Genomic DNA, 13,634 nt, shown 5'->3' with positions numbered 1-13,634 from the left:
TTTATTCTAATACTTCACCATCTTCCCCCATATTGATTGTGCTCAATTTTAATAATAGAATTAAAGTAAATTATTAAAGCGTTTTCTCAAAGTTTATATAGAGAAGAGTGATTAATCGTGATTGATAGACAAATCAAACTCATCAAATTGTTATTAAATTATACAGATACGTATATAAGTGGCTATGATATTGCCAAACAGTTAAATGTATCTAATAGAACTATACGTAATGATATTAAAACTATACATACTACATTTTTAAATGAATTAATTTTAAGTGTACAATCTAAAGGTTATATGCTAAATACATGTCTTTATACACCTGATGAGATACAATCTGCTTTAGAGTCAGTTATTGTAAAAGAGAATAAATTGCTTATCACAATTGCTTATAGGTTATTTATGGAAAAGCATACATTCACTATCAAAGAGCTATCTTCAACTTACCATTTAACAAAATCAAAAGTGATTGATTATGTAACACGTATACAAACGTGGGCTATAAAATTTGATATTTATTTATCAATTAAAAAGAAGCAAGGTATCATGATCGATGCGAGTACAACGAGTATCAGTAATGCTGTACTTCATATCAATCAACTTACAGACGATGACTTTAAAGTTGAAAACCTTATTTTACAAGAGTTACCTCAAGCCCATACTAGAAAAATAAAACAAATTATCTCAAAGCATATAGATAATCATCAATTATCAACTTCTGAAAATAAAATACAACAATTACTTGTGCATCTAATTTTAATTATCAAACATTCTCAACCAGAGGAAGAAGATTGGAGCACTGATACAGAATCTTTAACTATTGCGAAAAAGTGTATAAAAGATATCAATGAAACCCTTGGATATCAACTTAACAATAAAACAAGTGAATGCTTTTCCTTTTTTATTAGCTACCATTTCAATAAGTTTGATTTAGGGATCCAACAACTATTTATTCAAAGTTATATCGATCGACTCATTGAATTAATGGAGCAACATATTGGTTTTCCCTTTTCACAAGATACAATTTTAAAAGATAATATGAACGTCCACTTTAGTCGTACATATTTGCGATTAATGAGTCATGTTTATCTAAATAATCCATTAACAAGTCAAATCAAACGACTATATCCCTTTGTCTTTAATACACTATATGATAGTATTCGACAATTATCACAAGATACCAATATCCAATTAAGCGAAGATGAGATTGCCTTTTTAACTATACATTTTCAGTCTTCTATCGAACGCCATAAGTCATCACATATTCATGTTGTAATTGCTTGTTATTATGGCTTAGGCATTTCAACGTTGCTTGCTGAGAAAATCAAACAACTTAATCATGCAATACAGATCGTAGATACATTAAAACTTGAAGATATTAATAACTATCATTTTGAAGGGATTGACTTATTAATTACTACTCACGACTTTGATACAAGTCAACTTTTACAAATACCTAAAGTCATACAAGTATCACCTTTATTTTCAGATGAAGATGCTAAAAAAATCGAATTCTTTGTAAAAGCCATGCAAAACCCATTATCAAAAGATGATATATTATCAAAAATTCAGTTGAGTGTTGAGTCCAATTTCAAACTGAATCATTCAAATCACATTCTTCCAATTTTTGAGAAATCCAAAGAAATTTTAGATTATCATCATGCAACTCTAGATGGCTATATAGAAAGTGCCATAGATCGCGAAAAACAATCTTCAACATATATAGGTAAAGGGATAGCACTCCCACACGGCAACCCTGAAAAAGTACTGAAATCACACATGATTATATTTAAACCTTCTCAACCTATAACATGGAAACAACATGAAGTTAAACTTGTTTTCTTTTTAGCAATGAGTAAAAAAGATTTAAATATTAACCGTAAAATTATACAATCAATTGCTCAATTAGAAGAAGATGACATCCATCAATTATGTCTTTTAGATGATTTACAACTAAAAAACACTTTGTATGCACGTTTTAAAGAATAATTGCCACTATTGACGGCAATTATTCTTTTTTATGCTTAAATGTATGCGTTTACAATTATTGTTAGGAAAAGGAGCGTGCATACTATGAAAATACTTGCAATTACATCATGTCCAAATGGAATTGCTCATACATATATGGCTCAAGAAAAATTAGAACAAGCAGCAAAAGATATGGGCGTTGATATTAAGGTTGAAACTCAAGGAGGCGTCGGAGCAGAAAACGTGCTCACTTCTAAAGAAATCAAAGAAGCTGATGGAATCATCATTGCTGCCGATAGACAGGTAGATTTATCAAGGTTTAATGGTAAACCTCTCATCAATGAAAGTGTACGTGAAGGTATTCATAGACCCAAGGAATTAATACAACGTGTGATTGACCAAGATGCACAAATTTACCATGATCAAAATATTTCTTCAAATATGTCTAGAGACCAGGAAGAATCTCATAAAAGTAATATTCAAATGGTATATCAGCATTTAATGAATGGTGTTTCCTTCATGGTTCCATTTATCGTCGTTGGCGGTTTACTCATAGCTATTGCCTTAACTCTTGGAGGACACACCACTCCAAAAGGATTAGTTATCCCCGAAGATTCATTTTGGAAATCTATTGAAAATATTGGTAGTTTATCGTTTAAATTCATGGTTCCCATCCTTGCTGGTTATATCGCGGTGAGTATTGCTGATAAGCCTGGTCTTGTTCCAGGTATGATTGGTGGTGCCATTGCTGCTGATGGTAGTTTATATGGAAGTGAAGCAGGAGCCGGTTTCCTTGGTGGTATCGTCGCAGGTTTCTTAGCGGGCTATATTGCAAAATGGATTAAACAGATTAAAGTTCCTAAAGCTATGGCTCCTATTATGCCTATTATTATTATACCTATTCTATCTTCTTTAATAGTTGGTCTCATTTTTATATTTGTAATAGGCGCACCAATTTCAAATATATTTGGTGCATTAACATCATGGTTAAAAGGAATGCAAGGTGCTAACATCATTATTCTTGCTCTTATTATTGGCGCGATGATTGCTTTTGATATGGGAGGTCCAGTAAACAAAGTAGCATTCTTATTCGGTTCTGCATTAATTGCTGAAGGCAACTACACTGTGATGGGAATGGTTGCTGTAGCAGTATGTACACCACCGATTGGTTTAGGTTTAGCTACATTTGTTCGTAAACACCAATTCAATAAAGCAGAACAAGAAATGGGTAAGGCATCATTTACGATGGGATTATTTGGTATTACTGAAGGGGCAATCCCTTTTGCTGCACAAGATCCTCTAAGAATCATTCCAGCCAATATGATTGGCGCGATGATTGCTTCAGTAATAGCGGCGGTTGGAGGTGTCGGTGATAAAGTTGCTCATGGAGGTCCTATTGTCGCTGTACTAGGTGGAATAAGTAATATTTTATGGTTCTTTATAGCTGTTGTCGTTGGAAGCTTAGTAACCATGTTCACAGTCTTGTTATTTAAGCGTCACACCCCTGCTATAGCAAAAAGCAATAATGGAAATGATACTTCTGTTGGAACTGAAAATGTATTTTCTGATGACCAATCTATTAATCACAGCAAACAACTCTCACATCATATGGTGTTCGATAAATCACTCATTGAAATTACCAAGGAACCAATGACAAGAGATCAAGCTATTGATAGATTACTTACTAAGTTATGCCATCGTCATTACATTACGAATATAGAAGAGGTAAGAACCGCAATCCTTAAACGAGAGGCTGAGTCAACAACTGCTATCGGAATGAACGTTGCAATACCACATGCTAAATCTCATGCAGTTAAACGTCCTATCGTCGCTGTATTAAATCATAAAGCAGGTGTAGAGTGGGAAAGTCTAGATGAATCAAATCCTCAGCTCATTTTTCTTATTGCAGTTCCCAATGATAATAACGATACACATTTAAAACTGCTACAACGGTTATCACGAACGCTCATGAAAGATAATACGCGTGATGAGTTAATTCATGCTCAAAGTCGTGATGAAATATTTAATATTTTAAAAGAGATATAAAGGAGCGTATGACAAATGGTACTTTTTCTTCAACCCGTATTTCAAGAACGTTTATGGGGTGGCACCAATCTCACTCAATTTGGCTACGATATTCCGAATAATTCTACCGGCGAATGCTGGGCAATTTCCGCACATAAAAACGGTCCTAACACAATTCTCAACGGAAAACATAAGGGGAAATCTTTAAAACAAGTTTGGGACGAAGATAAAGCACTTTTCGGAAATGACTCACGTAAAGATTTTCCACTTCTCACTAAAATTTTAGATGCACATGATTGTTTGTCAGTACAAGTACATCCTGATGATGAATATGCGCTTAAACATGAAGGCGAATACGGTAAAACTGAATGTTGGTATATTTTAGACGCTCAACCTGGTGCTGAAATAATCTATGGTGTTAATGCTACAAGTAAAAATGAACTTGAACATATGATTGATCATCATCAATTCGACTATTTATTTAAACATGTACCTGTTAAACCGGGTGATTTCTTTTATGTACCAGCCGGTACAGTTCATGCTATTGGTTCCGGAATCCTCATTTTGGAAACTCAACAATCTTCAGATACAACATATCGTATATACGATTATGACAGAAAAGATAAAAATGGTCATACGCGTGAATTACATTTAAACCAAAGTAAAGATGTTATTGATATCACTACAACTGAACCTAATACAACACCTAAGACTGAAATGATAAATGGCAATTGTCACACTCAATTTGTTGCCAATCATTTCTTTACGGTTGAAGAATGGTCTATCAAAGACATATTAGATTTTCAAAAACCACACACTTATTGCCTAGTGTCAATGATTAACGGCCACGGGCAAGTTTCAATCAATAACAAAGTATATAAAATCGATAAGGGCGATCATTTTATTTTAACTTCTGAAGATCAATATATTAAATTTGTTGGTAATATGGATTTAATAGTCAGTTTTAGTAAAGATGAGGCATATTAAATAAACAGGTTGCATCAATTTTTAATTTAAATCAATTGAATAAAACATCATGTTGCTTGAACTGACTTAATCATATATTTTTCTTTCATATAAGAGAAGCATCGATAATTACAACAGTGCCTGTTTCTATAGCAATAAAATCTGTCACTGTTAAATTTAGGATAAACAAAAACGGTTATCCACCTTTTGTTAAGGTGAATAACCGTTTTTTAATTTATCTTTCTAAGATAAGAACAATACAACATGTTTTCCTGTAAGTATCATTTTAAATCGTACTGTTCTAACATTAATTAAGTAAAATCGTTGATCCTTATTCAGTTACTTTACTTTCATCAGCTTTTTCAGCAATTTTACGGATAATAGGGTCAGTCACAGGTTTCAAGCAATAACCTACAACCATGAATCCGATTCCGAATAAACCTAAAATGATCACTTTCGTAATCAGTATCTCTGGAACTATACCTCCAACTGTTTCACGTAATGCGTCGATAGAATACGTGAATGGTAAATATGGAGATATCGCTTGGAAGAATTCTGGCGTTGTTTGAATTGGGAATGTACCTCCTCCACCAGCAATTTGTAACACAAGTAAGATAATAGCAACAGCCTTACCAGGGTTACCTAACAATGATACAGATGTGTAAATAATCGAATTAAATACGAGAGAACTAAACACGGCAATAGAGACAAATAATATCGGTGATTCTATCGATGCTTTAAGGATAACTAAAACACCGATAGATACTATTAATGCCTGTATGATACCTAATAAGAAAAAGAAACCAGATTTACCAAGATACACTTGTCTCTTCGTCATAATAGGTTGTAAGTGTTCATGTTTGTTATCTACAGATAATAAGCTGACCATTAATAATCCTCCAACCCAAATAGACAATGCAGTATAGAACGGCGTCATACCAGAACCATAGTCTTTTACTGGGAACACATCTGTCGTTTTTTTATTAATAGGGTTAGCAACAATATCTGCCTGTTTCTTCAAATCATTTTTCAATGTATCTATTAGCTTATCTACAGCATCATCTTTATCTAACTTTTTGAAGATTTTATTTGCTTTTTTCAAGTCTTTCTCAACATCTGGCAATTTATTTTCTGAGAAATCGGCAAGCGAAGCAAGTGCTTCTTTTGCTTGAGGCTGTTTCTCGTTTAATAAATCTACAGCATTATCATAACGACTAAATAAAGATGGTATTTTTTGGTTTACAGACTGTGTTACATTAGCTAATTCTCTCTCTAATCCAGGCAAGTCATTACGTACAAAGTCTGCAGCTTTCGCGACATCTTTTTTAGCTGTTGGGAAGTAAGCTTGTGCAGTTCGCATTGCATTTATATATGCGTTTTCGATTGCTGGCAATGCAGTTTGAATCGTATCAATTCTCTTTTTACCGCTATTTAAAATATCTTGACCAGCGTTAATCACTCGGTTAATAGTATTTAATTTAGATTGGATTGTCGATAATGTATTTTGACCTTTATTAAGTTGATCAGTAATCTCATTAGAAACAGCTAGTAAATTACGATTAAGTTCTTTTTTAATGTAATTTCGTAATGTATCTAACCTTTTATTTAAGTTAGGTAAGTCACGTAATACATTGACTGCTTCTAATTGTCCGGAGCTACCATTTGACAATGCATCTATTAATTGATTAGTACTTTTTAAATTATCATTAATGCTATTGTTTGCTTCTTTCACTTGCTTAATTTCATTAGATAGATCAACATGTTCACTTTTTTCCAACTCTGACAAGATATCTATAAATTGTTGATTATACTTAGATGCGTTTTCTAAGCGTGATTTTATATTTTTTAATGGTTCTTTAAACTCTGATGGTTTATCTGAAGCGATAACACCATATGCTATATTTTTTAATGACTTAATGTCTTGTTGGGTAGCTTGTGCTTGTTGATCTGTTTGATTAGATAATGATAATAAAGCTTCTGTTAAAGCTGTATTCATTGATTTTACATCACTGTTAGATAAAATGTTATCACCATAAACGGGTTGATTCTCACCTGATTGACTCACAGGTACTGTTTTAATGCTTGAATGACTCTTCCCTTCCGAATGCGATGATTTTATAGCGCTTTGGGGTGTAGTTGATGTTTGATTTCTTAGATTTTGATTTGCTTGGTTGTTCACATCTTGAGCGCGGCCAGCTGCTTCTTGATAGTCTCCCACTCTCGCTTTAGCTTGAGTCAAATAACCTTTTGCATCATTTAACTGACCACTCGCTGCATCAATACCTTCACTTGCAATATCGACACCCCTATTAATTCTAGGAAATTGTGCTGGAACATCATTAGCAGCAACATTTAAAATTCTTTCAATATTAGGCATGTAGCTATCAAGTGCAAGTATCAATTTAGCCCTTTCATTAAGCGCCGGAATAGACGAATTAACAGCATTAAGTTTTTCTTGAGCGTCTAATACATTCCCTTTATACTTTCCTAAACTTCTAAATTGATTAGCATAAGCATCCAAATCGTCTTGATGTTTATTTAGTTCAATAATCTTGTCTGCAAATTGATTAATTTTAGGCAATGAATTATTAGCTTGATATACAGCACTCTTAATTTTATTGATTGTAGGTACATTATCTTCAATTGATAGTCCGACTTTATTAGCTTCAGAAAGTAAAGCGGTTGCTACGGTTTTGTTAAATTGTTTATTTGCTTTATCAATCACAAACGACGATCCCGTATCGGTTAACTTAGCTGCTACAGCATTAATCTTCTGATTTACTTTAAAATCTATATCCGCCTTTTGAGGATGTTTTCTTAAAGTACCAGTGATTTCATGTGTGAATTTCTTCGGTATATAAATACCTGCATAATATTTTCCCATCTTAATTTCATGGTCGGCTTTTTCTCTACTCACAAATTGCCAGTCAAAACTATCATTCTTTTTTAAAGTTTTGACCATTTTATTTCCTACATTAATATTCTTACCACGAACTTTTTCACCTTGGTCTTCATTCACTACGGCAACTTTGATATGTCCTGTATGACCATACGGATCCCACATAGCCCAGAGGTTAAACCATGCATAGAATGAAGGAAGAATTGCTAAACCAGCTAAGATGACCCATACACCTGGTGTTTTAGCAACTCTTTTTAAATCCGTGATAAAAAGTTTTAGTGCGTTTTTCATTTTCACACTCCTAATTATCATTATTCTTTTTTATTGTAATACATTTCCGTACAGATGATTACTTAAATGTGCATATTTTTTTGCTTACGTAAAGATGATACACATATTATATTAAAATTTGATTAAATGGATTTATTTTTCTAATGTTGATTAGTATAATATTTGTATTAAGGCGTAATTCATTTTTGTTGATGCTTGTCAACTTTATAAACCATAAGATAAATTATATCAAATTCTCATTTGTTATGACAATAACTAAAAATAATTTTTAAGGGAGCACACATAAGATGAAGAAAAATAAATTTTTAGTATATTTACTATCGACGGCGCTTATCACGCCAACCTTCGCTACACAAACAGCTTTTGCTGAAGATTCATCTAATAAAAATACAAATTCAGATAAAATGGAACAACATCAATCACAAAAAGAAACATCAAAACAATCTGAAAAAGATGAATTTAACAACGATGATTCTAAACACGATTCTGATGATAAAAAAAGCACTTCTGACAGCAAGGACAAAGACTCTAATAAACCATTATCAGCTGACTCAACACATCGTAACTATAAAATGAAAGATGATAATTTAGTTGATCAACTTTATGATAATTTTAAGTCTCAGTCAGTAGATTTTTCTAAATACTGGGAACCGAATAAATACGAAGACAGTTTTAGTTTAACGTCACTCATACAAAATTTATTTGATTTTGATTCTGATATAACAGATTACGAACAGCCACAAAAGACAAGCCATTCTTCTAATGACGAAAAAGATCAAGTAGACCAAGCAGATCAGGCAAAACAACCATCACAACATCAAGAACAATCACAGTCGTCTGCTAAACAAGATCAAGAATCATCAAACGATGAAAAAGAAAAGACAACTAACCATCAAGCCGATTCTGACGTCAGTGATTTACTTGGAGAAATGGATAAAGAAGATCAAGAAGGCGAAAACGTAGATACAAACAAAAATCAATCTTCTTCTGAGCAACAACAAACTCAAGCGAATGATGATAGCTCAGAACGTAACAAGAAATATTCTAGTATTACAGATTCAGCATTAGACTCTATATTAGATGAATATAGTCAGGACGCTAAGAAAACAGAAAAAGATTACAATAAGAGCAAGAATACAAGTCACACTAAAACATCTCAAAGTGATAATGCCGACAAGAATCCACAATTACCAACAGATGATGAATTAAAACATCAATCAAAACCTGCACAATCATTTGAGGATGACATTAAACGCTCAAATACACGTTCAACAAGTCTTTTCCAACAACTACCTGAATTAGACAATGGTGACTTATCTTCTGATTCATTTAATGTTGTTGACAGTCAAGACACACGTGATTTCATTCAATCAATTGCTAAAGATGCGCATCAGATTGGAAAAGACCAAGATATATATGCATCAGTTATGATTGCTCAAGCTATTTTAGAATCTGACTCTGGAAAAAGTTCACTTGCACAATCACCAAATCATAACTTGTTTGGAATCAAAGGTGACTACAAAGGACAATCTGTAACTTTTAATACTTTAGAAGCTGATAGCAGTAATCATATGTTCAGTATCCAAGCAGGTTTCCGTAAATACCCAAGTACTAAACAATCTCTTGAAGATTATGCAGATTTAATCAAACATGGTATCGATGGTAATCCGTCAATTTATAAACCAACTTGGAAGAGTGAAGCTCTATCATATAAAGATGCTACTTCACATCTGTCACGCTCATACGCCACAGATCCTAATTATTCTAAAAAATTAAATAGTATTATTAAACATTATCATTTAACATCTTTTGACAAAGAAAAAATGCCTAACATGAAGAAATACAACAAATCAATAGGTACGGATGTCTCTGGTAATGACTTCAAACCATTTACTGAAACTTCCGGTACATCACCTTACCCACATGGCCAATGTACTTGGTATGTGTACCACCGTATGAATCAATTTGATGCATCCATTTCTGGTGACTTAGGTGATGCTCATAATTGGAATAATCGTGCTGAAAGTGAAGGCTATACGGTAACGCACACACCTAAAAATCATACTGCAGTTGTGTTTGAAGCTGGACAATTAGGTGCTGATACACAGTATGGTCATGTTGCTTTCGTTGAAAAAGTTAATGACGACGGTTCAATTGTTATTTCTGAATCAAATGTTAAAGGATTAGGTGTCATTTCATTCAGAACTATTGATGCAGAAGATGCTCAAGATTTAGATTACATTAAAGGTAAATAGTAAAAATTTAAAATTATTTGAGGTACCATCCACAAAATAATAGCACAAAGATGTATTCAAATTTATAATACATCTTTGTGCTTATTTATATTCAATAACTATATTAGAGTAACTTTACATTGAAAAGTCCATTTTTATAATTTACTCAAGTGATTTCTAAAAGTATATTATTCATTATATATAACAATCATTATTGCATGTCAAAAAAGAGTAGGACAGAATTGATTTTAAATTCTTAGTCCTACTCTTTTATACTGACTCTTGTTATAAACTTTGAGTAAGCGTTGCACCACCTCAATCACTAACTGTGAAATAGTTTAACTACACATAAGATTGATGATGCCTATTACTATATATAATTTTTAAATTAATTTTGGTGTTTTTTTCTACGCGCCATAAAGATGAGCGCTCCACCTAATGACATGAGTACAACAGCCACTGGTATCCAATGTTGTTTGATGACTTCACCTGTCGCTGGTAATGAGATATTACCATCGTCGTCAAATAGATCACTTAAAAGGCCACCTTTATTATCTAAAGATAATCCATTCTCCGGTGCCGAATGATCTAATTTATCAAGAATAGATCCTCTTGAGTGAAGTTTATCAAGTAAACTTGGTCTATCAAATATTGAATTAGAATCACCGACACCTTTGTTAATACGATCTAACAAGGATGGTCTATTCTTTATAGGATCTAAAATATATTCTAAATCTTTCTTAGCTTGTTTTGCTCGTTTTTCTATATCTAATAAATCATTTGCCTTGCCTTCAATCGCAGAGTGAATGAGATCCATGATATCTGATTTGTCCTTTTGTACACGCGCAATAACATCAGCGATAATTTTAGCTTTGTCTTTATTGATACGGGTTTGTAATATTGTTTCAATCGCTTGTCTTTTGTCTTTAGCATCATTAATCACACCATTCAATATATCATCAGCTGTAGCTGTTCCTTGACTATTGAAATGACGTTTTAATTGTTCTACGATTTGAGAATTCGACAAGTTTTGGCTTAACAATTTTTTAGCAATACGATCTGCTTCATCATTACCAAGTCGTGTCGTCAACAATTGTTTAATTAAACTTTCTTTATCTTTAGATTGATCTAACATTGATTTTAAAATATCATCACTAGAAGTTAATGCAAGACCATCAATTTGCTTGGCAATTTGATTAGCAATATCTTCATTACTTCGGCCATTTGTTTTAATACGTTTCATTATGTCTTCTACTTCATTTTTGCTGAAAACACTATTTAAGATATCTTCGGTTGCTTGTTTTTTATTACTAGCACCATTGAGTTGATCTATAATAATATTTCTTTGTCGGTCAATACTTTGCTTAGTCTTATCAATTTCTTGTTTAAGCGCTTGTTTCTTATCATCAGATAAAGTGTTATTATCCTCTACTTTTGTATCTAGTGATCTTAAATTCATTAATTTATTATTTATATAATTAGAATCTAGTGATTGATTGTCAGATTGTACCTTAGCAAGTGCTTTTTCAATCTTATCACTACCTTGTAGTGAACGTGTAATTGCTTGTATATCTTGTTTTTCATCTGTGACATGTTGATCTTTTGAATCCCTAATTTGATCAGTATCTGATGCTATACGTTCTAATGTTGAGCGACGACCATCATTACTTTTATCGTCTTTACTATCACTATCGGATTGATTTGTTGTCGTACTAGATTCTTCTTTGTTATTTTCGTTTTTATTAGATGGTGATGCTTGCTGATCGCTTTGTTCAGAAAGCTTATTATTAGAGTCAGACTTAAAATCTTGTTGGATTTTATCTAATTTATCAATAACCGACTCTTCAGAATCATCAGTAGTTGCATTGCGTGTACTAGCATTTGTATCGTGTACTTTATTATTTGAATCATCTTTTTCATCGGTTGTTGAGTCACTAGGTTTAGAAGCACTATTTTCACCTTGTTGACGGTTATCAACATTTTTAGCAATTGAATCTAAATCCGACAGTATTTTATCTAAGTCTTTAGTCATATCATCATTATCTTTTTCAGATGTATCGTCATCTTCAGTTTTTGATGATGTGGCACTAGAGTCTGTCGATTTTAAATGATTATTTTTATCTTTTGCATCATTTATAATACGGTCAATACTTGATTGATTATCGACTTTATCTAAACGTTCTTCAAAACTTTTGATATCTGCGTCAGAAAGTTCTTTCAAATCTTTAATATCATCTTTAGCTTGTTGGATTTTGTCAGCGATGGAGTTACTATTAGAAGTATTTTCAACATTTGATGATGTACTTTCTGAATCTGCAAAAGCATCTTTTGTGAAGCCATAACCAACCAGCGAACCACTAAGTAACAACGCAGAACATGACAGCTTGAGGTAGACACCAATTTTATCTGTTCTCTTCATTTACACATACTCCTTTAATAAAGTTACCTGTATTATTCTTTAAATAGATTTATATGATTTAATCAAAAATATACATATCACATTATAATACATAATTTCATAGATTTGTAGATAATGAACCTAAAATAACAAATTTAAAAAACAAATTTCTTGTAATTATTAGTAATTTGGTATTACACTTCTTTACACACTTAATTATTTAATTAATATATTAAGTTAAGTGTAATTCAAAAACAAGGAGTTTTTATAATGGCAAATTCTATTTACTCAACTACAATGATTTCAAATGGTGGACGTGATGGTCGCGTTTTTAGTCCAGATAATACATTTGTTCAAAACCTTGCAACACCTAAGGAAATGGGTGGTCAAGGAGGCAACGATACTAATCCTGAACAATTATTTGCTGCTGGATATAGTGCATGCTTTAATAGCGCGCTATCATTAATCTTATCTCAAAATAAAATAAGTGATGCCAACCCAGAAGTTGAAATCACTATTGAATTACTTAAAGATGATACTGACAATGGTTTTAAACTTGGCGCAGATATTAAAGTCACACTTGAAAATATGTCCCAACAAGATGCTGAGAAATTTGTGGAGCAAGCACATCAATTCTGTCCATACTCAAAAGCGACACGTGGTAACATTGACGTTCAGTTAGATGTTACAGCGCAATAAAACTTGTAATCGTACAACTAATTCTTAGCAAATGTTTCTATACAAGATTAAAGAGTAGAATAATGAATTCAAATTGAATTCTGTTCTACTCTTTTTATATACTTTCATACTTCCACAGTCTCTGTTTTTCATTTCCAATCTCTCATTCAATTTA

General features: G+C 32.5%; 7 protein-coding genes. 5 read left to right on the top strand and 2 right to left on the bottom strand.

From position 1 onward, the window contains the following. Positions 1-117 precede the first annotated feature (117 nt). The 3 genes from FNL83_RS01375 to manA all read left to right on the top strand — a co-directional run bounded on the left by FNL83_RS01375 (position 118) and on the right by manA (position 4,980). A complete protein-coding gene (locus FNL83_RS01375; RefSeq protein ID WP_002437911.1) occupies positions 118-1,989 on the top strand; it encodes a BglG family transcription antiterminator in 1,872 nt (623 codons plus the stop codon). A gap of 84 nt (positions 1,990-2,073) precedes the next feature. Beyond that, positions 2,074-4,014: a fructose-specific PTS transporter subunit EIIC gene (locus FNL83_RS01370; RefSeq protein WP_002456327.1), complete on the top strand. Its 1,941-nt coding sequence runs from the start codon at positions 2,074-2,076 to the stop codon at positions 4,012-4,014. Between the two features lie 15 nt (positions 4,015-4,029). Next, positions 4,030-4,980: a mannose-6-phosphate isomerase, class I gene (gene manA / locus FNL83_RS01365; RefSeq protein WP_001831892.1), complete on the top strand. Its 951-nt coding sequence runs from the start codon at positions 4,030-4,032 to the stop codon at positions 4,978-4,980. A 310-nt stretch (positions 4,981-5,290) separates the two neighbouring features. On the opposite strand, the gene FNL83_RS01360 is transcribed toward manA, so the two are convergent. Next, a complete protein-coding gene (locus tag FNL83_RS01360) occupies positions 5,291-8,149 on the bottom strand; it encodes a YhgE/Pip domain-containing protein (RefSeq protein ID WP_002489729.1) in 2,859 nt (952 codons plus the stop codon). Between the two features lie 287 nt (positions 8,150-8,436). Between FNL83_RS01360 and FNL83_RS01355 the strand changes: the two genes are divergently transcribed. Then, a complete protein-coding gene (locus FNL83_RS01355; RefSeq protein ID WP_001831881.1) occupies positions 8,437-10,404 on the top strand; it encodes an amidase domain-containing protein in 1,968 nt (655 codons plus the stop codon). Between the two features lie 367 nt (positions 10,405-10,771). Here the strand turns inward: FNL83_RS01355 and FNL83_RS01350 are convergent, their stop codons facing one another. Further along, positions 10,772-12,802: an LPXTG cell wall anchor domain-containing protein gene (locus FNL83_RS01350; protein ID WP_001831890.1), complete on the bottom strand. Its 2,031-nt coding sequence runs from the start codon at positions 12,800-12,802 to the stop codon at positions 10,772-10,774. Between the two features lie 249 nt (positions 12,803-13,051). Here FNL83_RS01350 and FNL83_RS01345 point away from each other — a divergent pair, with 249 nt between their 5' ends. Then, entirely contained in the window at positions 13,052-13,480 is a 429-nt protein-coding gene (locus FNL83_RS01345; protein ID WP_001831844.1) for an organic hydroperoxide resistance protein, read from the top strand. The last annotated feature ends 154 nt before the right edge of the window (positions 13,481-13,634 follow it).

Origin of the sequence: Staphylococcus epidermidis (genome assembly GCF_006742205.1) — a bacterium.
Lineage (GTDB): Bacteria > Bacillota > Bacilli > Staphylococcales > Staphylococcaceae > Staphylococcus > Staphylococcus epidermidis.
The sequence above is the reverse complement of the archived record's forward strand: the minus strand, read 5'-3'. Positions and strand labels throughout refer to the sequence as shown.